Raw genomic sequence first — 23116 nt, forward strand, 5'->3', positions numbered from 1 at the left:
GATGATTCAGTCATCCGAATTTCTTCTCAAGCAAGGGGCTTTTGCCACTTGCGACCGCCGCTATTAGTTTCTTGGCGTCACGAATATAGAAAGTCACCTGGTCTTTTTCGCTGCAGTACGTCATGCGATATTCCGGCAGGGTATCAGCGGCGCATAGCTCCTTGATCTGGCTGCGGAAGGATCGCAGATGGCTATTCGCGCTGCACTTCTCCCGCAACAGCTCAAGGCCAATACTCCAGGACGATTGGCTGCCACAGTGCTTACGTGCCAGCTCGTACAGTCGCCGCTCCAGAGGCTTGCGCAATCTGAAGTAGTTGCGGTGGATCGTCAGGACCTCATGGGCGTGGACGGCGTTAAACAGCCACTTAGACAAGGTAACCTCGACGGCAATCATTCGCTCGTCCTCGGGCGATTTCTCTACGATGGCCCAGCTGTCGATCAAGCCGAAGCCCTCTTTTACTCGCACGCCTCCGGTCTTGATATCGGTCTTAATCGACGTGCCGCGCAGGCGTTCCAGGCTACTTTCTAAGCGCTTGTACTCGGCGCCGCCTGTAGGCTTGTTGGTTGACACCAAGTAGTCGTACACGATGAATCGCACGGTCCTGTTCTTGGCGTCCTCTCGATCGCAATTCAGTGCTTCCGTCATCTGCGAAACGATGTAGATAAGCACGTCCTTGTCGAACATCGTTGCTCGGCCTAATACGCTCGGCGTGACCGTCAAGGATCGGTTCCCGTCCTTGCTCTGCCAGTTCCAAACAGTCAGATCGGGCCTGGTGGCAAGCGTGAAAATTGGAGCTTCCATGCTTGCCCCGTCATCCTTCATCGCGTAATCGAACATATCGCAGAGGAAGAAATCACGCTCTACGTGCCGCACCGGCAAGAGACGTTCACGCTTGGCCTTGATGCGCCCCCTCGTCGGCGCCGGCTCGATGTCGGCCGGCTCCCCAACTGGCGGCGCTGCTCCGACATCGCCGAACAGGTCGGACTGCTCGCCTCGCGCGGCCTGTGCCGCCAGAGCTGCATTGGCGCGAGCCTGGATGTTCTCCATTGCCTTCGAGTTCTTCATTGCGCCCTCGTGCTCATCCAGGCTTCGGCCTCGTCCTGGGCGTCGTTGTATGCCTCGGACACCAGATAGGCGTGGCGAGCTGCAGCCGGCATGGCTGACGCTCCCATCATGACCCAGTGGGCGCGCTGCTTTTCGGCCAGGTTGTTCCACCAGTCCATGCCAGTCTGTGGATCTTCCTCGATAACTGGAAACACGCCGCCCCCGACTTCCTGGCCGTCCTGCAGCAGGGTCAGTTTCCATCCGCCGCCCAGCTCGGCCGGACGTGGCTTTATCTCGTAGCTGTAGCTCATCAGGCAGCCTTTCGGTTCTTGGCAATGGTCTGGTGCACGATGTCGAGCGCATGCTGTACCACCTCTTTGCGGGTGTTCATGCCCCATTGGTCCATCAGGTCTGTGAGCTGGTCGGACTGCTGCGGGTCGAGGAAAAAATCTAACCTAGTTGCGCCCTGTGCGGCGCGGCTTTGCCGGCTCTGGCGCGCGCGATCGCGCGCCGGCAGTTGCTCGCCCGATCCGGTCGACCGGCCTCCAGTGCGGCGCTTTTTTTCTTCCATGATTAGTCCCTGGTGTTGCGGAATGGGAAAACTCTATCCTACGTTGTGACCGGTCACAAGTAGATTTTGCTCATTTGACATAAAACCCGCCGCGCGCAACTCATAGCATAGAATATTCTTGAAACCGGTTACAAAATAGTTAGCATCGCTTGACAGCAAGGTTTAGCTTATCTGGTATGGACACCAATGATATCTTGAACGTTTTAAGTGAAGAAAAGGAACCCAAGATATTAGTAGCGATGCAATATCTAACAATTAAGCAAAATTATTTCGTTTATATACTTTACTTTATTGCTTGTTAAGTTATCTCTTTAGGTAAATTCTGCTTGCAAAATATAGGGGCTACGGACTTTCCATCGTATAGGTTTTTCATTTCCAGAAGGTCTTCTTTGAATTTTTTTGGACTTACTTCCAAATATCTCCAGCAGCTAAAGACCGGTCCAGATTGTTCGTTTACTTTAGTTTCTGCTATTTCCAGCAACCTATATGCTTCCATTTTTTGCCCTACAGCGAAGTTGCAAAAAGATAAGCACTGAAGATAATTTGCATCAATATTTGCAGTTTCCGTGTTAATTAACCGGATTACCCTTCTAAAGTATTCCTCCGCATTGGAATCGCCTACCCAGTACCTTGCCATTGCATAATTGAATGTGGCCGTGAGCTCTGCTGTATCCGTATAGAAGTCAGTAGTTTTGCTAAATATTTCTGAGGCCTTATCCAAGTCCCCAATTGCTATAAGTACCATTCCCAACGAGTTGTAAGCGTCATCTAAATATTGCGGCTCAATCCTATCCTCGGCAAGGGCTGACGAAAGAATATCGATTGTAAGATTTGCGCTGCGCCGACTGTCACTTAATTTTTCTGCTAAATAAAGCAAATCTTCGCTCTGAAGAGATTTTATCGAAGGGGCAGAAAGAACCTCACTGGACGAACCATGACCAAGTCGGCTTGCCAACTTCAATGTCCAAAGCAACTCACTCGGTAAAACATTACTCTCCATTTTGAGTATATGTTTAAGATCCGCCCAAATAGCATCTTCATCTCTATCAATATCTTGATTAAATCGAATAATTGCTCTATCTAAAAATCCTGTGGAAGTGTTTAGACCATTTTGGATCGCTGCATCAAGCAATATTTCGCTTTCCTCCAAGCTACCTAATGCTCGTCTTGCTCTAGACATCCAAAATAATACTTCGGCATCATTAGAAAAATCAATTTCAAACTGCGTTAACTTCTGATCTACCTCTTTTGCTGAGAATTCATCTGAGCGATCAGTAGATTGCTTGATTACCGATCTCAGAAAATAGATAGCAGTGGAGCGATCCTGGAAGTTACCGCGAGTAATTTCATCAGCAAGTAATTTATATTCAATAGCTAATGGATTTTTTGGATACTCTATGGTAAACACTGCTTCGTTAATAAGAGCAAAGGAATTATAGTGATGAATAATTGCCGAAGGTTTTATATATTCCAACTGGCGACTAAAGTTTCCTAGAGCTTTCTTTAAAACGTCTTCATCATCTTCCAAGCTTGGAATATTAGATGCCACAAAATGTAACTTAGGTTTACGCAAACCAGGCAATTCGTCTTGCGCTTTAATTTCAGCAGTGATTTTTGTTAGCCCGGTAAGATTCTGCTTATTTGGAGTGAAAAGCAAACAAACAGCGTCAGGTAATTGACGCGTACAAATACCAGCTATATCTGTATAACCCGTTCGCGAATCAATAAATACGTAATCTGGACGCAAATAACTATCCCACTGCGCACGTAGATCTTCCATTAAAAGATATCCGTTCGCGCTTTGATAAAGGTCTTGCCAATTTATTGATGAAAATAATGATTGATAGTCGCCATTTTGGCATCCTGCCGGCATTACCCAAAGCCTATCTTCCGTTTCTTCATATTTAGTAGACTTATATAAATATTTAGACACATCGGGAACAGAACCATGGTTTACATAATCAGTGATGAATTCCACTAATCCAGGATTTTTGGTGCTAGTATCTATCAGCTCAAAATCTGATAGGCCAGGCGCCTCAAGATCAAAGTCAACCATAAGTATGCGCTTCCCTTGTTTTGCCAGCTCAGCAGCAACATTAACAAGAGACATGGTTCGCCCAACACCACCTTTAAATGAATAGAATGTAACTACGTACATACTTTATCCAACTTTTCTTTTCAAAGAGAATGTTTGGCTTGCGCGTATATGTGCACTTACCCCGTTAGCATCTAAGCCTTTTCCTTGAAACTCGTGTGACTTGGAAGTGTTTTCCTCCATAGCTAGTCCGGCATTCCAACGCTCTAATCGTTTAACGTTTTCAGGGAATTCAAGTAGACGCAGATAAATATCGTTGCTTTCACTCTGCAAGACTTGCCTTTTTTCCCATCTCTGTACGCTTGCCACACCTAAATGGCTAAATTCGGCAAAACTCTTTTGAGATCCACCTAGTCTCATTCTTATTTCCTGAATTTTCGATGAAGTCAATAAATTCAGATGGTTACATATCGCATCATGACGTATCTCATCCGCTTTTTCATCGACAAATTCATAACCACAGCTTTTACATACGTTTACAGGGATGTAAATGCTTAACAAAGCAGGTTTTTCTCCTGACCCATATTCAAATTTTTCCAATTGCCTTTCGGTGATCACGTCTTCTTTTTCACACATCGGGCAGCATGTAATGGAACTAAACACTTGTGTTTCTTTTGAATTCATATTGTCTTCTCCTTGCTCGTATCCGTTCATCTTCACTCTGGGTAAATACTGTAGTGAAAGCTTCGGCCATGCACTCCCGGTTTACATAATTGGAGTTTGATATATAAGATCTTTCCATTAGGTTGCGCTATCTTTAGCACGTAACCTTTTTTGCCGGGAGGCAAATCTAAAGTAATTACTTCAACTGGATGCCCTGCGTCAATGCAATCGGCTAAGTATTCCCACGCTCTTAAAGGTGTAAAGCAACGCCCATTTTCATCATCTGGGTCCAACACCGTGCCAGGGTTCCACCGAGTAGGTTTTTCGCGTGAAAATTCAGAAGTTCGCTGCTTTGAGGAGCGACAAAGGCGAGCTAGATCCGAGCGAACGCTAGCGGTAATTTCTTCACTACTCATAAGATATGCCTACCCTGACACCTTTCAAGAAGAGGAAGATAAGATACATCAAAAGATGTCATATCGAGATTTTGATAGGTTTTTTACAACAGATTTTGTAAAAATTTCGTGAAAATGTTATAATTTTGTACATAATTTTCAATTTTTAGTGCTTTTTTTGTTGAAAAATTTTAGTGATTCACATCACCCTTCCTGTCTTTTACTATTGATAAAATAGGTTATCAATAGTAAAGTTAACTCAGCAGGTAAGGCGCGGGAAATTAGGAAAACCCTTGCAACCACGTCTAATTCGTGACGGCAAGATGGCGGCATGAACAACCGCACATCGCACCCAATGAAAAAACAGCCGCTCGACTACTTCCGCAACGATCACTGGCTGGTCCGTCTGGTCGTTCTTTTGATCGACCGCCTGACAAGCCCAACACTTGTCACTGTAGTGGCACGTACATTGATGAAGGTATTTACTTGGCCAACGATCTGACCACAACAACGCGCCAACCCGGTACGGGCCTGACTAGCGCCGACTTCCACCAGCTAGCCGACGTGCCGCCTGCACTGACCTGGTTTGCCAACATCGACAACCCGCAAACCCGGCGTGCCTACCAAAACGACGTCCAGGAATTCATGGCGTTCACTAGCATCGTGGATCCAGACGCGTTTCGCCAAGTCGGGCGCGCCCACGTCCTGGCCTGGCGCCGCGACCTGGAGCTGCGCCGTCTCGGCGCCGCCACCATCCGCCGCAAGCTGGCCGCACTGTCATCGCTGTTCGAATCGCTGTGTGAAGCCAATGCCGTGCAAGGCAACCCGGTCGACGGCGTGAAACGTCCGAAGAACGACAGCCACGAGGGTAAAACGCCGGCAATCGGAGATCTACAGGCGCGCGCCCTGTTGGTGGCACCGGACGCGTCGACGCTACAGGGGCTGCGCGATCGCGCGCTGCTGGCCACGCTGCTGTACCACGGTCTGCGCCGCGCCGAGCTATGCGCGCTGCGCCTAATGGATGTGCAGGACCGCCGTGGCGTGCGTCACCTGCAGGTGCACGGCAAAGGCGGAAAAATCCGTTACGTGCCGCTCCACCCGGCGGCGGCCGGCGCAATTGCGGCCTACCTCGAGGCGGCGGGCTATGGAGACGACAAGCCCGGGCCGCTGTTCCGGCCGGTTAGCAACAACGCTCGTGGCGCGCGGGCAATCACGCCCGACGGCGTCTACAAGATCTTGGCCGGGTACGCCAGTCAAGTCGGCATCGACGTCGACGGCTTCGGGCCGCATGCGCTGCGCGCTACGGCCGCCACCAACGCGCTCGAGCACGAAGCCGATATCGCCAAGGTCCAGCAGTGGCTGGGCCACGCGAATATCTCGACTACGCGCGTGTATGATCGCCGCAAAATGCGCGCTGAAGACAGCCCGACATTCAAAGTCGTTTATTGATTGATTATCCTATTCAATATCATCATAAAATGAATAGAGAACTATTTAATAATTACTTTAATGAAGGATCCATCCCAGCTTGGAAGTGCCCAAACTGTCAAATCAGTTTATTAAAATTAAAGGAAAATTCATTTTTTTCAAAAATGAATGCTGAATCAATTCATCAAGTAAATGAAGATTACTTTGAGGCGGAATGGACAAAATACGTTTTTAATGGAGTTTTATAATGCTCGCATTGCAAGGAAACGGTAGTTTTCACTGGCTCAGGAGGAGTAGAGTAAGAATATGATGTTGAATCATATGTACGAACAAAATATGTTAAGTATTTTTCACCGCTTTCTTTTTATCCAATAGATCCTATGCAGCGGCCTGCCCGTCTCAGAAGGTATCGCAACTTTTAATGACGGATGTTACATAAATTTAACTAACAATAAAATATCGCCACTATTTAAAATAGAATGCCATCCTTGGCCTAGTGCTTTATTACTCCACATACCAATTTTTCGAGTGTCCGCATAAGCGAGGACGTAGTTTGACAAGATTAGGAACGAACGGCAACACTACGCCAAATTTTATCGCCATCTTCGGAAATCCTATAGTCGCCATAGTACAGCGCCCGGTGTTTTCGATATTTTCCGAATCGACATGATTGGCGAAGAAAATCGGCCCCATGCTTTTTGGTGTTCCATTCGCCCTTGCCCAGCATCTTGATGCCCGTGCTATCGACCAGAAGGTGCAATCCTTTTGTCCTCGGCTGCACCCCAATCGTCGCTGAAGGCCACCTCTAAAAACCTCGGCTGACCTGACGCCGGCTGGGTAAAATCTTGAGATCGAACCAAGCCAGTGAGTGTCGCCGTGATGAAACCCCGGATCAGTCTATTTGCCGAGCAGGAGCGCGAGGACCGGCGCGCGAAGCTGGGCGATCCGCTGGTGGGCCTGGCCGAGCATGTGGATTTCGAGGCGCTGGCGGGGAGCATCGATGCCGCCGCGCCGCGTCCGTCGCGTGCCAAGGGCGGCCGTCCGCCATACCCGACAGTGTTGATGATCAAGATCCTGGTGCTGCAACAGCTCTACAACCTGGCCGACGACGCGCTGGAGTATCAGTTGCTGGACCGGCGCAGCTTCCTGCGTTTTCTGGACCTGACGGAAAGCAGCAGCATCCCCGACGCCAAGACGATCTGGCTGTTCCGTGACCGTTTGGCCCAGGCAGGCGTAGGCAATCAAGTATTCGAGCAAGTCCAGCAACAGCTGCTGTCGCAAGGCTATCTTGCCCGCTGCGGCCAGATCGTCGACGCTTCGCTGGTCCAAGCCCCGGTTCAACGTAACAAGCGGGAAGAGGCCGAGACGGTCAAGGAAGGCACGATGCCGCTAGGCTGGAAACCGCATAAGCGCGCGCAAAAGGACGTCGATGCCAAGTGGACCAAAAAGCACGGCAAGAATCATTTTGGGTACAAGCTGCACGCCAGCGTCGACAAGCGTTGCAAGCTGATCCGCAAGATCGCCATCACCCATGCTGCCGTAGCCGACACCACGGTCTTCGAGGAATTGCTCGACCTGAGCAACACAAGCCGGGATGTCTATGCCGACCGTGGCTACCCCAGTATCGAACGCGAAGCCAGATTGAAACAAGCCGGGTGGCGCGTGCATATTCAACGACGCGGCCATGCGACCAAAGGCATTTCCGAGACGCAGAAACGGCGCAACCGCGCGATCGCCACACCGCGAGCCCGTGTCGAGCATGTATTCGGCGCCCTGGCTCAAATGGGTGGAAAACTGGTGCGCTGCCTCGGCATCGTGCGCACGACCTTCGTCCTGCAGTTGAAGGCTGCCAGTTACAACCTCAAGCGTCTCGTATTCTTGAAAGAACGCGGTCTGGCACCGTTCTAAACCCACGGTTTGGCAGCCTGCGGCTGCCAAACCAGCCTGTTCATGTACGTGTCGCGATCAAAAATCGCGTTGTCGGAGAGTCGCGGCACGCTAAATCGTGGTTCAGATTGCCTGCTGACGTTCAAAACTGGGTTATTCGAGGTGGCCTGAAAGATGTTTCTGGCGCCGGCTGACGGTACTGAAGTCGGACATCTGCCAGTGCAGGCCAGCGAGCTTGAGCAGGCTTTACGTCATGCCCATCGCCTGGTGCAGGACTAGATTGAAGAAGCCCTTGATCGTCAGGCAGAACTGGATCGCTTCCTCGCTGTACTTCGGGCGGCGGCCCCGCTTGCTACCGGCACTGCCGTGCCAGCACATGTTCTTGTCCAGCCAGATGAACACCGAGCCGCGCGCCTTCAACGCCGTGTTATAGTCTTTCGAGTTGGTCGTTCGATATTTCTGCTTTGCTGAAACGCTCATGCCGTCAGCTCCCTACGACCACGCTCGACCGCTGCTTCGGTCGATTTGTATTACAAAGCTCAAAAAGACTATAAGATTTTTTATGCTACTGCTGTAATATCGCTAACTCCAATTATAGTTACAGGGGTTGTTTGTGACTCGGTTGGTAAATCATATGGGGCTGGTGATTCGAGATGAGCAGAGATAGGGTGCCAATAGCCGCCGCCAACTGCCCCAGTACCTGGAGAAGGAGTATATGAACCTGAACTTCCTCCAGGCATACTGCCAGCGCTTCCCCCAGTATGTTCTCCACCACTTCCAACACCAGGGGTGGTAGTTCCGTTAGGATCAGCGAACCCGGATATAGCTCTCAGGTATGCAATAACATTTTGATCCAAAATAGTATCATTGAGCCCAGGGGTAGTATGCCAAGGAGTAAGGTCATTGACAGCGACACCCATGCATTTTGCTAATGTCGTAAATGCAGCGTTACTATTATGCCCCCCAGCCGTATCGAAAGCATTATATGTGTAATTTCTATTATTGATTTCCACGCCACATAATTTGCCAGCATCCCACACTTTTTGTATATATTCGTCAGAACCTTCCAATACTACTTTTTGAGCTATACTATCTTTGGAATTCATTACGTAATCTGTTCTTACTTGGAGAGTTCCTACAAGTCCTGTTGAACTTGGAACTCCATCCGAGCCAATCACAAATCCATTCAACTGAGCGATTTCATTTCCAGCATCATCTTGAAGAATAAAATACTGATGTGCACCTAATGCAAGAACAGAATTACTAGCTTCGACGATTTTCATTTTATATCAATAATTAAATTTTGAAATTTTACTTTTGACTTTTATAGACGTATTTTCTAAAATAGCATCTATATGTATGGAAGTTTCAAATCTTTCTATATTTTTCCGATCTGTACTCGTTATAGTAGACTTGGCGCTTCCATCGTATGTGCAAGTTTGATCATATTTTGATTTACAATTGAATCCTAGTTTTTCCATCTCCTTATATGGATCAGGCTGGATCAGAATATTAGAATTATTGACCCAATTGCTAATCCATTGGTTTGTTGCAGACTCTCCTAAAAACAAAGCGGGCTTTATTTTTTCTGCTAATTCGCTTTTTCCTAAATTAGTATAATCATTAGTGCCAGATGGATCTAAAGCACAAGAAGAAATAAATATAGGAATAATATATTTTAAATATTTTAAATAATTTATTTCCATAGTTTAATTAACTCAAATAATAAATTTCAATAGTAAGAATATTCCATCTTACTATTGCTATGAAATATTTATCTTTTATTTACCTTCTAATTAGAACTCTCTATTGAATCAGTATGTAGATACGTTCTCAATAGAACCAATGATTACGACGGAAAATTGTGTATCCGTTGGTACGTCGTAAGGAGCGGGGGACTCCAAATGTGCAGAAATTGGATATTGCCAATGCCCACCGATTCCACCGCCCGGCATTGGATTAGCTCCAGTACCTCCTCCGGGCATAGTGCCGGCATCACCATTGTGTTCTCCAGGTCCGAGATTGGGAGAACCAGTTACTTCAGAAGCAATGGTAGAAAAAGAAATGTTATCTGAATACAAAATCATGTTATGTAAATTGAAAGTAAATTGGTTGAATTAATTTATGCAGCCCGGGTAATATAAACAATGAATAACCAATATTTCTATCCAATTATCACAATTCACAAATTTAATTTATTCATTTAAAATTTATGATTTTTAACTCATGTTTCATGAGAAAAATATATGTTTATAAATTTTCTAGACATCAGTCTATGAAACCAAACGCGACAGGTTTTCCTATAGAGTGTTGCGATGCAGAAAACTTATACCCATCTGACGGCGCAACAACGTGACGCCGTGATGAATAAGTGCGACGACTAGTTCAGTATCCGATCCATTGCCAAGCGGCTTTGCCGTGCCCTCGGCTCGATCAGTCGGGAATTGTGCAGGGCGCTCGGGTTGAGCACATGTATGTCACGTTAGAACATGTTATCAATAGTAGAGTGACCCATCAACGCTTTCGACCAGCTAGGCCATGCCCAACGATCCCGAACACACTTTGATGCCAGTCCCCCCGCCGTCGCGTGGACTGTCTATGCATGATTTCCACCAGTTGGCCGATGTGCCGCCGGCGTTGACTTGGTTCGCCAACATCGACAACCCGCAAACTCGCCGCGCTTACCAGAACGATGTACAGGGGTTTATGACCTTTACAGGACTGGAGAATCCAGAACATTTTCGTGACGTGTCACGCGCTCACGTGCTTGCCTGGCGCCGCGACCTGGAGCGACGTGCGCTGAGCGGCGCGTCGATACGCCGAAAGCTCGCCGCGTTGTCGTCCTTGTTCGAGGCCCTTTGCGAAGCTAATGCAGTTCAGGGCAATCCAGTGGACGGCGTCAAACGTCCGAAAATCGCCAGCAGCGAGGGCAAGACGCCGGCGATCGGTGATCATCAGGCGCACTCTCTGCTCCACGCCGCCGATCTGGCCACCTTGCGCGGGCTACGCGATCGCGCACTCCTGGCGACCTTGCTCTATCACGGTCTGCGTCGCGCCGAGCTGTGCGCGCTGCGCGTGGCCGATATCCAGGAGCGCCGCGGCGTCAGGCACCTGCAGGTGCACGGCAAGGGCAGCAAGATACGCTACGTGCCACTACACCCCGGCGCAGCCGATGCGATTGCCGCCTACCTCGATCTGGCCGGCCACGGTGACGACAAGGCAAGTGCTTTATTCCGGCCGGTTAGCAATAACGCCCAGAGTGGAACGGCGTCGATCACGCCAGACGGCGTCTACAAGCTGCTGGCTGGCTACGCCAAGGCCCTACAGATCAACGTTGCCGGCTTCGGACCCCATGCGCTGCGTGCCACCGCCGCTACCAACGCGCTCGATCACGGCGCCGATATCGCCAAGGTACAGGAGTGGTTGGGTCACGCAAATATCGCAACCACCCGGGTCTATGACCGCCGACAGAGCCGCCCAGAGGATAGTCCGACCTTCAAAGTCGTCTATCGCTGAATTTCAGTAGCTCTTCTTGTCGCGCAGGACAAGCCCTACTGTCTACCTTTGTAGACCTGATAAGCCCATGATTTTAAGTAAACTTTTCTTTAATCGTCGATCTTTATAGTTCCGCGCTATCTAAAAGGTAGACCACATATTTATATTTAAATTCAATTACTTACGTATGAAAATTCGCTAAGACGTCTAGTGTGTAATGTGTGTGGAGAATTCGGGGTGCGGGGAACCCGCGAATTCGCATGAACTGCCTAGCGCAGTGGTTTAGGATAGACCTGCAAGATAAACCTACAACAAAAGGAAGTTGACATGGTAACTGACACCAAAAATGTTCAAATGGCGCTGAGCATGTCGCCTGCCCTTGAAGCCAAGTTGGCAAGGCTGGCTGTCGCCAGCGGCTCCAGCGAAGCCGACGTTCTGCTCAAGGCAATCGCACTGTACGGGGTTGCCCTGCAGGCGAAGTTGAATGGCCAAGAGCTGGCCTTCCTCAACAACGAAAAGCGGGCGATGAGCCAGATTGATGGAATCTAGGCGCTGCGTTGCGAGGTCTTAAAACAGTTAGATACTGTGTCTGCCACCAGGTGGCCTAGGGCTAATGCAGCGTTTCAGCGGCCGCACAGAGAAATACATCATCACCCAATCATGACCTCTATAGAGGTCATGCATGACCCTCCTAGGATCATCCATGACCCTTCTAAGGTCATCGTCCGGCCGTCGGTCGGAGCTTCTAGATGCCAAGATCATGGACTACCAAGGGTTTCAAAGGGCATCCCTTTGGCACGGATATGAATACAAAACTTCCGAGTTTTGTATTCATATCTCTCGTGCCTAAGTCTTGATAGATAAATTACTAAGACTGGTTGCATCCAGTTGCATATACTTGCATTTGGCTTGCACGAGCTTGCATTGGGTTGCATTGGGTTGCATCTAAGTCACAGGCCGCTCGCATCGAGGCTGGCCGGGGCCGACCCGGCCAAACCCGCCTCTACATGCTCCCACGATACAGAGGGTGCCGTCCTGCGGCGGCATCCTGACATTCGTCAGGACTTGAGCCGCCCTCATCTGCTCTGCTCGCCCTCCTAGGGGCATGCACGGAATGCGCAAAAAATCGTACGCTAACGCCCGCCTGGTCAGCTAGTCTAACGACTGGTTTCGACCCAGAGCAGTCGTTCGAAATTTAGATTTTACCGGCACTGCAGATAGTTAAATTACCTCGTAGCTCGTACAGTCTTCAACATCGTTGATAAGCACTTTGCGGCCGTTCTCGAATTCGAATATTACGCATGCTCCACGTTCGGTAGCCAACGTTCTATAAGACTTAAGGCGCACACCGACCAGCTCAGCGGAAAGCGCCACATCAATATGAGGATAGTTCCACCCTTCCTCACCAATGGACCAGGGTTCTGGATCTGTTGGCCATGTTCGCCAGTGCACTGTGCCAAGATCGAAACACAAACGGTGCCATATACCAGCGAACTTCAGATAGGTGACATTTGCCGTTTGGATCGGCTCTCCTTCAAACTCGAAACCTTCGCAGATCAACCCTTCGCACGTCTGTCCCTCAATCGCGGGAGGCGCACCGATGAATTCAAGTTCCACTGTGCTCTTCCTTAGCAATGCGTTGTAACGCACCTGACAGAATAAATTGAATACCCTGGCTACGACCGCTCCTGGCCGAAAGCGGCCCTTCGCTCAGGCACCAATGTACGACGCATGTTATTGCCAAAAAAGGAATTAGGCAGCCGCTGCTATGTCAGGTTGAAGTAGACCTCAACTGCAAAAACGAATCCATTGCGGAATTCCCTTAAGAATTCTTTTCGGAATTCCTTATGGCTATCTGAGCTTTCGCCTATTGGGGAATTCCCGGTCTAGACGCTCGGTAAGCTCGGCGGTAAATTTGATGGATTCTAGCGCCTTCAACGCTTCTTCAAGGATCACGCCTTTCGGAACGTTGAGTTCCCCGACCAGACGCTGCAAGTGCTCATCGCATTCCGGAGAACCTTTGATATTGATCTGCTTGTTTCGACCGGTGCGGAAATAATGCTGGCGAGGCCGATCCTCGGCCGGCTTCTCAATCGGCGCCTGGCGGCTCGGAAAGCCGTTTTCCTTAGCGATCCTGCCAATCTCATCGCGGTCGGCTTTCGGCTTGGCTTCCGGGGCTTTCGGTTGAAACTCTTCCAGGTTCAGTCCGTCCAGGGGATTAGCACGGCTCATTATGCGGCCTTTTCATTGTTGGATGGCTTGGTGCAGCGAATGCGCTCGATCACTTCGGCCAGGAATTCCTTAGCGTTCTCGATCGCCTTGGGGATGTTCGATACTTCTGAAGCCGGCAGGCTTTCCAGAGGCTGGCGGAACGAGAACATGGCTTTATAGGCCGCGCGCTCGTGCAGCTCGGTTTTCAGATAAGGGATCCCGGCACTATCGAAGCTTGCCCGGATATGTTTGGTATCGCGGCTGCTGATGGCCACCGAAGTCCGAGTAAATAGCACCGCGTAGGGCAACCTGTAATCCGGCTTGTGTTTCTGGATCCCGCGCTCGTGCGCGCGGATCAGCCGGAAGGCGTTGCTAGCCTGCTCGGCGTCAAGCTGGGAACCCTGCGTCGGTACGATGACAAAGTCAGCCTCGGCTATGGCGTAGGCGACGATGGCTGCCGCTGTGCCTTCCAAGTCGACCACGACGAACGGAGTGCGTGCCGCCGCTTCCACGATCCGGTCCGCGATCGTTTCCTCGGTCACATCCGATACCACCGTCATGCGCGACGGCGCGTTGCCCGCCGCGGCCCAAGTCTTAATAGGATGATTCGGATCGGCGTCGATGACAGTCACATCGGCCCCTTGTGCAATCTGGGTGGCCAGGACGAGCGCGGAGGTGGTCTTGCCCGCCCCGCCCTTCGGCGAGACAAAAACGATTGACGGCATAGCAGCCTTGAAGGGATAGGTTGATGAATGGTTACCCAAATGGAAAGCCCTAAGGAATTCCAACTGGAATTCCCTAAAGAATACCTAATGGAATTCAACATGGCAATCCTTAAGCTATCTTTAAAGCTAACCACTTGGAATTCCACAAGGAATTCCATGATTCATTTATATAGTCCAAGCGCAAGCGGCGGAACGGCTGATGGTACCCCGAGAAGCCAGCGAGAGGGAACGGCAATCGGCAGCACGCGATCTCACGATCTTCGACCTGTCGGGCGGCCTGATGGCCGCGATCGCGCAACGCGACCGGCTGGTGTGGCAGTGCCAAGTGGTTGAGTCGCAGATATCGACCAAAATCAGATCGAGTGTCCAGTTTCTCTACATCTAAAGAAGTATCATAAATATAACAATTATTCGGCAAGTTAGGAACAAGCTAATCACTAAGGTAAACTTACATATTTCTTTCCTTTCAAGCACTTGCACAACTTATACCAAAAAAAGCAACATAAGTTCCTGATAGAAGCAAGCCTTTGATTTTGTTGTTGTTTCATGTAGTGACGCAGCTGCTTCAACCCAGTGGTAAAAGAAAGTAAGAGTAATGAAGTGCCTCCTACAAGGAAGAGAGAGCGAGTACGCGCAACCGAGACGAGGTGTCATGCGACAGATCACAAACGGAATCCTAAAACGGAACGACGGCCTCCATTGCAGCCGAGCGCTAGGCCGCGTTCTATCGATGCTGAACGGTCACGGGTTTGCGAGACCGCGACTGTATCACCTTGTGCTACTCGACGATGCTGCTGAATCTCCGACCTCAGTGCGGCGCTTCCAAGGCGTGATAAAAGAGCTATGCCGAAAACTCCGCGGCGAGGGTATACCCGTCCGCTGGCGGGCCGCCATTGAACGCGACGACGAGAAAGGTCTGCACTGCCACGTCTTTTTCCTGTTGGACGACGTGGGCATGATCAACCCTTGCCAGATCCTTAACGCGAAGCGCTACGGTCTTCAGGCGCTGCTGGGCGCTATGTTGGCCAAGCGGGCCATGAACTTCCACCTGGCACAGCCAAAAGCCGACATACACCGTATTGGCGGTACCCGCAAAGGCGACCGCATGAACTACGCGACGCTGGCCGGTGCTAAGCTGGACGACTGCAAAGAGTGGATCTCGTACTTGGTCAAGAAGCGATCAAAGCCCAGCGACCTCCCCACCATCTACCTGTCGAGCCGAGACAGCAAGTACCCTCCAAAGACCATGCCACCCACCGCAAAGGAAAAAAAGCCGCGTGAACGAAGGTCAAACCAACACCGTCGAGTACATCCTCGAACACGACCACCTGAAGCCCGTGGAATTGTGGGATCCAGCTGAGGGCCGGATGATGAAGCTGGCCTAAAAACCGCAGAGCGCCCGGTCCAGTGTTGACGAGGCAGTGGCTGATGCTCCCGGACCTCGTCAAGCTCACTGTAACAGCACGGCCTGATGACGCACTGGCAACCTGACGGATTTTTAGAAAAGCGAACTAATGACCAGACCGAGCGGATGGCCGGACGAACGGCGCACACGCCAGGCGCATCTGATCAACCAGTGGCAGCCATGGCGGCACTCAACGGTCCTAGAACCACCCTAGGTAAGAAGATCTCCTCCTGCAATGCCTACAAGCCGACTTCTATCCGACGTATGCTCCTGACCTTCGCGGCCGAGGTGCGGCAGACGAAACGCTACGCCAACAAGGCCTCTAAAGTGTCCCAGATGGCCTGAGGATGATCACGCCCACCTGCTCGAGAAGTCCCGCCCAAGCCTGCAGAAGGGCCTTGGATACCCCAAGACGGCATCAACGGGCCCTTGCAGCGACCGACTGTCTAGGTCTCAAAATAAGGATGCTGCCCTGCGCCTGACCCAGCCGGACCTTATCTGGCCTGACTTTGCCTCACTTCACCCGATCTCGCCCCACCTGACTCGACTTGCGCAACAAGGTCGTGACGCGATCATGGTCTAGCAGCGGAACTATATACATTCAAACACACCATGCTGCAGCTTCGCTTAACCAACCAAAGGAGTTCTCTATGCAACTTGAAATAACACCAGGCCTCATCACTTCTCTATCCGCGCTCGTCGTCGCCTTAGACCACAACCCCGTGGGCGGAGCCTACCTAGTTGCACTGGCGATCTTGGTCATGCTCGGTCTAACCTATAAGAGGAAATAATGTAGGCCTCGGCTCGGGCTACTACTTGGGTCTCCCGCTCGCCATGAACGGCAGGCCCGGAATTGGCTCTTCGACCCGCCACAATGACACGTATGCGCAGCGTAGTGTTACGTACATTAAGTTTTCAACTGTATAAATCCACAGTTTTTCTTAGTGAACATGTCACATAAAACAAAAACTCACATATAATCAAAACCACTATATGTAGTCTTCCTTCCGCTAGGAGCACAACATATGGTGTTTGTCGCTTCAACAATCCATCAATAGGAGGTTGTATGGCAACATCGAAAAGAGGTAACGAGCAAACGTCTGCATCTGTTGCGTCAAAGGCAAGCAAGCAGTTGTCCAATCCGAAGTCAACACCTGCACAACGCAGCGTCGCGGCCTCGGCCCTCACGCAAGCACCCAACAAACCCAAAGGCAAGAAGTAGCCGGGTCGCGAGGAGAACATATGCAAATCAATCTTGCTCATATTCTTGAACGCGCGACCGATGGCACGCCGATTAACGTTGCAGTCTTTGATGCGCGCTCCAATTCCGGCAGCCAGACCGACAACAGCCGCTTGCTTGCACAGTTGACCATGAAAGCGCGTGGCGCGGGTCTGAAGGTCGACCAGTCAGCGCTTGCATTTGCGGAAAGCGGCCGTATCAAGTTCTTCGGTACGCCAACACTTGTCGATCACCTGGCCCGTAGCGGTCGGCCTCGTTGGACGCATAAGATCAGCGTCTAAGTTCTGACAGTCAACCTCTCCAGTTGCCGATGGGCGGAGAGGTTTTTCTCATCTGTTCTACTAAACTCGTATTCAGATGGGGCCGCTCCAAAGAAGCTACTAATCAGAAGCCGAGGCCGTCAGACCTAGGCAGGCAGAAAAATCCAGTTCGGACCAAAAACTCCATAGCTGCTTTCTGCCCCCCGCCAAGGCTGCTTGCCCAATTACAGATGGCCAGGGGAGGACGAGCGGTGAGTTTGGACAGCGCTTCGGCCATCCGTATCCATTCTTGTGCTTTGCGGTTGTTTCTCACCATCGCTTTCGTCAATGTGATAACTGCGATCTGCGAGGGCCATCGCTCGGGCGCCGCCCACTGAAGCCGATGCACATGCACATTGGGCTCTTGGCGTATGGCGCGCAGTGTCTCAAAGCAGCTGAGATCAGCCACAGCCAGCGCATAGAAATCATTGTCGCACTCGACAATGGCGCCGGCAGCAGACAGCGCTAATAGGTATTCGCCGATTGCCTCGTCAGCGCTCCGCGCAATCCTGGGGGCGATCTCAAAGCGATAGCGCATCCACTTCAGGGCTAGGTCTAGTTTCAACCAGCCCTGCCCCTGGCCAGCTCGCTCATGTATAAGTCCGCCGAACAGGGTGGTCTGCCAGACCAGCGGATCAAGTACTCCGAATGCCATCTCGCCTCGCACCTTCGCGCTCAGCACCGTCGGGAGGGCGGCAACGCCGAGTCGACGCTGCAAGATCTGGCGCTTTTGTTCTTCCGGCCTCGCCTTGAATGCCGCGGCCTTTTTGAGCTCCTCATGGCGACGCTGTCTGAGGACCTGCTCTGCAGCGCGCTTTCGCTCTATCTCTTCCTTGCGTCGCTGCTTTTCGAGCAGTTGAAGCTCGGCTTGTTTTTGGCGCTCGGCCTCCTCATCCGCAGCCTGTCTGGCGGCCCACCTCGCCGCCAGCTCCTCAGCAACTCGCAGGTCACCTTGGATCGACTGCAGTAGCTCTTGATGGGCCTCAGGGAGGGCTGGGTGATATAACCACTTCGTCTTTGTCGAGTCATCGAACAAAGCCGTCTCAAGGGCAGCAAACGTCGCGTCACGCACCTTGGAAAGGTCGATCTCGATAGCCCCGTATCCCAGTGCGGCAATCCGCGCCAGCTTTGTCTGGTCGACGAAATGGGTTACAGCCACCTCGACCAGCACGGTGCCCAGTTCGGTGGCCTCCACGCGCACATCAGGACGGATCTGGCCGAGGGTTTCCTCGACCGCTACTTCAGTGAGCGTACGTCTACCCGCTGCCGCAAGCTGCTTCGAGGGCCTGTGGATGTGACCAGTCGCGTCAGTCACCGCAATCGAGGTAGCAAGCCCCGGAAACATCAGGATGCGGCGCGATTCGATAAGCTGCTTCGCCGCTAGGTGCACCGCTGTCTCGTAGCCAGAAGAGCAGTCGGAACCAGCCATATGCGCAAAATGAGGGGCACGCTTGCCCGCCATACAGTGTTTGGCGATGACAGGGTGACGGCAGCCTGGGCAAATGCAACCGCATAGTTTCCCCAGCGGCACAGCCCGCGGCTCGTAGACTCGGTGATCGGACTCGGACAGTGCAAAGGGTATCGATTCGCCCAGCTGATGCATCTTCTTGGCGGCCAAGGGCCATATATTGACTGAAGGCATTATGACAAAGTGCCCAGGCTGCGTCGAGCAGGTGCAAAATTTCAGACAATTACGACCGGCTGGACTCGACCCAAAGCGGACGGCAGAGTCGAATCTGCATAAGCTAACGGTTTGCAATCTGCAATTGAAAGACTTAATAATTGCGGCGCCAGTCCAAGTAGTCTACGCCGGCCTCGTCTCGTCCTAGTTCAATGCAATAATAAGAACGTTTGGCCATTTCGCCAGTGGTTTCGTGCCAATAGAACTCGGCGATTCTCTCGAGTGGAAAACGTTTGCGGAGCAGTTCGTAATATGAACTGGTAATTTCTTTCGCGCGCCCATCTGAGACATCAAATTTCTTTTTTACTTCTTCAATAGTTTCCTCTAGCAAATACGGCATGGTAGCCTCCATTGGACTCCTGGATTTTCCAAAATCAGCGACCAACTGTTCCAGTGCCGAACCTAGAATGTATCTTGCGGCGTTGGCACCAAAATTTGTCGTGAGAACGAGTTCACCTTGTTGCTCCAGATCCAGAAGAGACTGAAAAATCTTTTCCACAAGCTTGTCGTCACTCATCATTAAACCTTTCGATGTCCGCTATTGGCCGATCTCGGCCGTCCAGCCCAGCATAGCTGGTTACCCGGCCGGAAAATGCGCGGACTGTCACGACCACCAGTAACCGACCCTAAGCAGACATCGCTTTAGTTCATGGAACATCAGGAAATATCTACCTTCAACAAGTACTCGTGCGTACAGGGCTTGCTTAGGAATTCACCCCACGCAACGATTGCCTTGCGAAATTCAGCCAAGCTGAAGAGGCCATCAACTGTGCCACACTCTTCCTCGATGAGAATGTCTACTTGCGCGCCACGATCTGTAAATTTCACCTCAGTATCGTTGATTCCAAATCTCATCTGACTGGATCGCCTGCTTTCCACCAGCTCGAGCAGCGCTAAAGCCTTCATACAGTCATCGGAACTATGCATCGTCATAGAAAGTGCCGAGCAAAGATATCGGTCATACCTGTCGCCGTCTTCCGCCAGGCATCTGGGAAATCGGTCCCAGACCTTTCCGATAACAGGATGCGTTCCACCATCCAAACACAAAAATTCCAGAATCATGTTGTAGCAGTCACGTGAAGATATCCGTTTCGGAGGCGGAGTTTCGCCAACATCCACTTCTGGCCGAACCCGGCCATTCGACACAGGATACCAGGTTGCCAAATGGAAAACTCGCGAACGGTCACGACCAGCTGGAGTCAACCTATGAACGCCTACTTCTAGTTCAGGCTGTGTCAAAATGCGGAATCACGACGTTTTCAGGGTTTTCTTTAGCATTTCCGCCCTCGAGAAAACGTCATAGAAAATCTTCTAAAGGGTCGAGCATTGTTGACCCGATGTCCGATTTGCGTTTTTACACACCCTAGGCTGATTGCAAATCATTCTAAACAGCTCAATCTAATCAATTGTTGCTTTTAATATAATAATAGGTTCTGTTGAGCGTCTTAAGTCGTGTGTGCGTATACGCACACAAATACGTTTTCCTATACACTTCTGTGTTACACGAAAAAATCATATTAAACAGATACTTACATCATGAAAACACTACGCGCGTGTGCGCTTCTTTATGTTCCACTAGCACTAGGGACTAATAGCGCTGCACGTCAACGCCCTTCATATCAGCTGGCTCGATCTGGCGTCGCCTGCGCGCTCAATAAGACGGTTTCAAGACGTTTTGAAGACAGCGATAAGATGTTTTTAGGACGTTTTTAGGACAGCAATAAGACAACTATAGAACGACTACAGCAGGAAAACAGGAAGAGCACGTTGCCTCAAAAACAACACAATAAAAATACAACAAAAACACAACAATTTTTTAACACTGGCTTAACATTTACTCAACGAAAACTCAACGTTAGGCCATATAGCCCTGCTCGAGTATGTCAAGCAGCACTGCTGATCGCGGAACAAATCGCACGCCCAACTCGTACCGGCGAACCTACTGCATCGAGACAGTGGTAGGCACTTCAGCCATGCCGGCGCCGCACAAGTCGCCGGCTCGCTCGGCACGAGACTGCCCGCCGCGATCGCTGCCAGTTGCTGGTCGCCAACCTCTGCAACTGGATAGGCCTATAATCGAATCAACAGGAGGACATCATGAAAAAGCGCGAACCGTTGATTTTCAGTAAGGCTTTTTTGCGCGAAGCTGATAAAGCTGTAGAACGTGCAGTCCAACGTTCGGAAGCGGCAGACCTGCCAAGGGCTTACCTGCACAGCTACGACGAATTGCCCGAATTCCTGGCTCAGCTCCGGGAACGCAACAAGTCGGCCGAGTAGGCTACAGCTCCCTTCGGGGAGCTGGCCGGTTAAGGTCGAGCCTGACTTGCTCGACAATGCACGGTTCCCATTCTAGCTCGGTGCGCAAGGTGCCGAGAATCAGCCCGACACCACCGCCAGGATTCCACAAACTGGCCTGCAGCTGGTCTGCTCGCAAGACGATGAACCGAAGCCGGGCAATATCCCATAGCAATGCCTTGACGTCGGGTGAGCTATTCCGTTTTTTGATCGTCTGCAGGTCAGAGCGGGTAAGTTATGGTTTAAAGGGAGCGCGTCAGAAAACGGAAAATAAAGCACGCTAAGGCTGGGCTTCAAATGTCCGGTTTCGACCCATTCCGGACGTTCAAGGTGGACGAACGCTGATGAAGTCACCCGACGATAGATTTACGACGGCAAGCTCAGCTCAAAGTCTTGCAGCAGATGGGCCGCCTTTGTATCCTCCCTTTGCCGGTAGAGGACTAAGGCCTGTTCCAGCCGACCGCACAATGCTTCGAGCGCTGCGTCATCAGAGACTCTCGGCTTCACAAACTTCATTCCGTTCCTGAGTTCGTTAAACGCGCTTTCCAACGTTAGCTGTTCATCCTCTCCCAAATAGTTTTCCTTAGAGAAATCATCGGGAGCATGCACGATTACTAACGAAAGAAAATCTACGAATCCACCGAAATTTTTAATCCAAGGCATGACTGTAATTTGGAAACGGAAAAGGATAGTAGGTCTACGTCTGCTTTTGGCCGATAGCGGTCCTTCGCTCAGGCACCAGTGTACGACGCATGTTGTTGCCAAGGAAAGTAAAATAGGGCAGCCGTTGCTATGTCATGTTGAAATAGACCTTAACTTGGTGTCAGACCGGCATTCTACTTCCGCAGGTTAGGGTAATTGTTGACCGTCTCTGACGCTCACGGCTCGACTTCTCAGACTTCATCCTGACACGTCATCCTTAGCGTGCTTTGTTTTCCGTTTTCTGACGCCACCCCAAACATAGTAGGAGATACTGTATAAAAACACAGTATAGAGGGAGCAACAACGATCGTATAGGACGCGCTACAAGCGTTTTTTAGCCAGTAGCCCGTCCGAACCCTTGACCAGCTAGAGAAAACGCCCCTATGACCCGATATGCGGGTCTGTGGGTGTCTCCTTGGCGTGTTCCCTCACTCGTTGCATGTCATCGGCTTTCAATTTGCCCTGATGCCAGGGCATATCTTTTTGATAGACCATTCAGGCCGTAGCGTGTTCGATGCTGTTCATCGCGCCATGTAGCGGTCCGCCGGCTTGCCGGCGGGGAGGCGGTAGGAGCCGGCCCGGTAGGGCTTGGCCGCTTGCGGCCAACTCCGTAGCCCGCCGAAAGCATGGCGTGATCCGTTAGCGGGTGCTGGTCGGGGTGTTTCGTATATGCGCCGGCAGGCGCATCCTAGCCAGCATGCGGGCTGTCGATAGCCAGGAGGGGAGCCGGCTTGTCCGGGGAACCTCGCGCAGCGGGGTGCCCGGCCGCAGGCCGCTAGGGGGTTAAAAGATTTTAAAAGAGTTAAAAACGCGCGCGTTGTTAAGGCTGTGGATACCGGGCTGGAAGCCGCACAGTTGCTTGCTTTGGCGAAACGAAGCGTCAACGATATAACGATATGGGCGTCATTGATATAACGATACTATCCACAGCTTGGCGTCAACGATATAACGATACTATCCACAGTCGTCAACGATGTAACGATGCCTACTGACGCCTGGAGTTCCTCTGTTTGGAACTCCTGAGCGTCAATGATATAAC

Annotated in this window: 25 protein-coding genes and 2 pseudogenes; 11 read left to right on the forward strand and 16 right to left on the reverse strand. The window is 51.0% G+C overall.

Going from position 1 to position 23116, the window contains the following annotated elements:
- Positions 1 to 10: 10 nt before the first annotated feature.
- The 5 genes from HH212_RS26880 to HH212_RS26900 all read right to left on the reverse strand — a co-directional run bounded on the left by HH212_RS26880 (position 11) and on the right by HH212_RS26900 (position 4335).
- The gene (locus HH212_RS26880; protein ID WP_229217801.1) at positions 11 to 1066 is read right to left on the reverse strand and encodes a replication initiator protein A; all 1056 of its coding nucleotides are present in this window, start codon (positions 1064 to 1066) and stop codon (positions 11 to 13) included.
- Positions 1063 to 1356, reverse strand: coding sequence for a hypothetical protein (locus HH212_RS26885; RefSeq protein WP_170205780.1), 294 nt, complete (start codon positions 1354 to 1356; stop codon positions 1063 to 1065). The genes HH212_RS26880 and HH212_RS26885 overlap by 4 nt, the downstream gene beginning before the upstream one ends.
- Positions 1356 to 1616, reverse strand: coding sequence for a hypothetical protein (locus tag HH212_RS26890; RefSeq protein ID WP_170205781.1), 261 nt, complete (start codon positions 1614 to 1616; stop codon positions 1356 to 1358). The genes HH212_RS26885 and HH212_RS26890 overlap by 1 nt, the downstream gene beginning before the upstream one ends.
- 298 nt (positions 1617 to 1914) lie before the next feature.
- Positions 1915 to 3774, reverse strand: coding sequence for a ParA family protein (locus HH212_RS26895; protein WP_170205782.1), 1860 nt, complete (start codon positions 3772 to 3774; stop codon positions 1915 to 1917).
- Between the two features lie 3 nt (positions 3775 to 3777).
- Positions 3778 to 4335: a type II TA system antitoxin MqsA family protein gene (locus HH212_RS26900; protein WP_170205783.1), complete on the reverse strand. Its 558-nt coding sequence runs from the start codon at positions 4333 to 4335 to the stop codon at positions 3778 to 3780.
- Between the two features lie 705 nt (positions 4336 to 5040).
- Here HH212_RS26900 and HH212_RS26905 point away from each other — a divergent pair.
- From HH212_RS26905 to HH212_RS27900, 3 genes are read left to right on the forward strand one after another with little or no spacing between them, the layout of a single operon-like run.
- Positions 5041 to 5211, forward strand: a complete 171-nt coding sequence (locus HH212_RS26905) for a hypothetical protein (protein WP_170205784.1) — start codon at positions 5041 to 5043, stop codon at positions 5209 to 5211.
- Positions 5196 to 6158, forward strand: a complete 963-nt coding sequence (locus HH212_RS26910) for a tyrosine-type recombinase/integrase (protein ID WP_229217802.1) — start codon at positions 5196 to 5198, stop codon at positions 6156 to 6158. The genes HH212_RS26905 and HH212_RS26910 overlap by 16 nt, the downstream gene beginning before the upstream one ends.
- Positions 6159 to 6187: 29 nt before the next feature.
- Positions 6188 to 6385 (forward strand): DUF8608 domain-containing protein, encoded by a 198-nt coding sequence (locus HH212_RS27900; protein ID WP_502572570.1) that lies wholly within the window; start codon positions 6188 to 6190, stop codon positions 6383 to 6385.
- 422 nt (positions 6386 to 6807) lie between these two features.
- On the opposite strand, the pseudogene HH212_RS26915 reads toward HH212_RS27900, so the two are convergent.
- Positions 6808 to 6906 (reverse strand): annotated as a pseudogene (locus HH212_RS26915) (IS5/IS1182 family transposase); the annotation flags it as partial.
- 110 nt (positions 6907 to 7016) lie between these two features.
- Here HH212_RS26915 and HH212_RS26920 point away from each other — a divergent pair.
- Positions 7017 to 8045 carry an IS5 family transposase gene (locus HH212_RS26920; RefSeq protein ID WP_170203683.1) on the forward strand — a complete coding sequence of 343 codons (1029 nt, stop codon included), beginning with the start codon at positions 7017 to 7019 and terminating at the stop codon, positions 8043 to 8045.
- Positions 8046 to 8192: 147 nt separating this feature from the next.
- Here the strand turns inward: HH212_RS26920 and HH212_RS26925 are convergent.
- From HH212_RS26925 to HH212_RS26935, 3 genes and pseudogenes are all read right to left on the reverse strand, one after another.
- Positions 8193 to 8504: pseudogene (locus tag HH212_RS26925) on the reverse strand (transposase); the annotation flags it as partial.
- Positions 8505 to 8584: 80 nt separating this feature from the next.
- A complete protein-coding gene (locus HH212_RS26930; RefSeq protein WP_170205785.1) occupies positions 8585 to 9307 on the reverse strand; it encodes a hypothetical protein in 723 nt (240 codons plus the stop codon).
- A 6-nt stretch (positions 9308 to 9313) separates the two neighbouring features.
- Positions 9314 to 9730 (reverse strand): hypothetical protein, encoded by a 417-nt coding sequence (locus HH212_RS26935; RefSeq protein ID WP_170205786.1) that lies wholly within the window; start codon positions 9728 to 9730, stop codon positions 9314 to 9316.
- 892 nt (positions 9731 to 10622) lie between these two features.
- Between HH212_RS26935 and HH212_RS26940 the strand changes: the two genes are divergently transcribed.
- Together HH212_RS26940 and HH212_RS26945 are read left to right on the forward strand one after the other, a co-directional pair.
- A complete protein-coding gene (locus tag HH212_RS26940; protein ID WP_229217803.1) occupies positions 10623 to 11540 on the forward strand; it encodes a tyrosine-type recombinase/integrase in 918 nt (305 codons plus the stop codon).
- Between the two features lie 306 nt (positions 11541 to 11846).
- Entirely contained in the window at positions 11847 to 12068 is a 222-nt protein-coding gene (locus tag HH212_RS26945; RefSeq protein WP_170205787.1) for a hypothetical protein, read from the forward strand.
- Between the two features lie 672 nt (positions 12069 to 12740).
- Here the strand turns inward: HH212_RS26945 and HH212_RS26950 are convergent.
- The 3 genes from HH212_RS26950 to HH212_RS26960 all read right to left on the reverse strand — a co-directional run bounded on the left by HH212_RS26950 (position 12741) and on the right by HH212_RS26960 (position 14455).
- Entirely contained in the window at positions 12741 to 13136 is a 396-nt protein-coding gene (locus HH212_RS26950; RefSeq protein WP_170204280.1) for a hypothetical protein, read from the reverse strand.
- Between the two features lie 234 nt (positions 13137 to 13370).
- Entirely contained in the window at positions 13371 to 13751 is a 381-nt protein-coding gene (locus HH212_RS26955; RefSeq protein ID WP_170205788.1) for a stability/partitioning determinant, read from the reverse strand.
- Complete coding sequence (locus tag HH212_RS26960; protein ID WP_170205800.1) at positions 13751 to 14455, reverse strand: nucleotide-binding protein; 705 nt, start codon at positions 14453 to 14455, stop codon at positions 13751 to 13753. Before HH212_RS26960 ends, HH212_RS26955 begins: the two co-directional genes overlap by 1 nt.
- A 199-nt stretch (positions 14456 to 14654) precedes the next feature.
- On the opposite strand from HH212_RS26960, the gene HH212_RS26965 reads away from it, so the two are divergent.
- The 4 genes from HH212_RS26965 (at position 14655) to HH212_RS26980 (ending at position 17381) form a co-directional block, all read left to right on the forward strand.
- Positions 14655 to 14840: a hypothetical protein gene (locus HH212_RS26965; protein WP_170205789.1), complete on the forward strand. Its 186-nt coding sequence runs from the start codon at positions 14655 to 14657 to the stop codon at positions 14838 to 14840.
- A gap of 345 nt (positions 14841 to 15185) precedes the next feature.
- Positions 15186 to 15815, forward strand: a complete 630-nt coding sequence (locus HH212_RS26970; RefSeq protein ID WP_170205790.1) for a hypothetical protein — start codon at positions 15186 to 15188, stop codon at positions 15813 to 15815.
- A 111-nt stretch (positions 15816 to 15926) separates the two neighbouring features.
- Positions 15927 to 16205 (forward strand): hypothetical protein, encoded by a 279-nt coding sequence (locus HH212_RS26975; RefSeq protein ID WP_170205791.1) that lies wholly within the window; start codon positions 15927 to 15929, stop codon positions 16203 to 16205.
- An 897-nt stretch (positions 16206 to 17102) separates the two neighbouring features.
- Positions 17103 to 17381: a hypothetical protein gene (locus tag HH212_RS26980; RefSeq protein WP_170205792.1), complete on the forward strand. Its 279-nt coding sequence runs from the start codon at positions 17103 to 17105 to the stop codon at positions 17379 to 17381.
- 103 nt (positions 17382 to 17484) lie between these two features.
- Here the strand turns inward: HH212_RS26980 and HH212_RS26985 are convergent, their stop codons facing one another.
- The 3 genes from HH212_RS26985 to HH212_RS26995 all read right to left on the reverse strand — a co-directional run bounded on the left by HH212_RS26985 (position 17485) and on the right by HH212_RS26995 (position 20142).
- The gene (locus HH212_RS26985; RefSeq protein WP_170205793.1) at positions 17485 to 18861 is read right to left on the reverse strand and encodes a hypothetical protein; all 1377 of its coding nucleotides are present in this window, start codon (positions 18859 to 18861) and stop codon (positions 17485 to 17487) included.
- Positions 18862 to 19174: 313 nt separating this feature from the next.
- Positions 19175 to 19600, reverse strand: coding sequence for a hypothetical protein (locus tag HH212_RS26990; protein ID WP_170205794.1), 426 nt, complete (start codon positions 19598 to 19600; stop codon positions 19175 to 19177).
- 137 nt (positions 19601 to 19737) lie between these two features.
- The gene (locus tag HH212_RS26995; RefSeq protein ID WP_170205795.1) at positions 19738 to 20142 is read right to left on the reverse strand and encodes a hypothetical protein; all 405 of its coding nucleotides are present in this window, start codon (positions 20140 to 20142) and stop codon (positions 19738 to 19740) included.
- A 1035-nt stretch (positions 20143 to 21177) separates the two neighbouring features.
- Between HH212_RS26995 and HH212_RS27000 the strand changes: the two genes are divergently transcribed.
- Positions 21178 to 21357: a hypothetical protein gene (locus tag HH212_RS27000; protein ID WP_170205796.1), complete on the forward strand. Its 180-nt coding sequence runs from the start codon at positions 21178 to 21180 to the stop codon at positions 21355 to 21357.
- Between the two features lie 384 nt (positions 21358 to 21741).
- Here the strand turns inward: HH212_RS27000 and HH212_RS27005 are convergent, their stop codons facing one another.
- Entirely contained in the window at positions 21742 to 22038 is a 297-nt protein-coding gene (locus HH212_RS27005; RefSeq protein WP_170205797.1) for a hypothetical protein, read from the reverse strand.
- Positions 22039 to 23116: the final 1078 nt, after the last annotated feature.

It is taken from the genome of Massilia forsythiae (assembly GCF_012849555.1).
Classification (GTDB): domain Bacteria; phylum Pseudomonadota; class Gammaproteobacteria; order Burkholderiales; family Burkholderiaceae_D; genus Telluria; species Telluria forsythiae.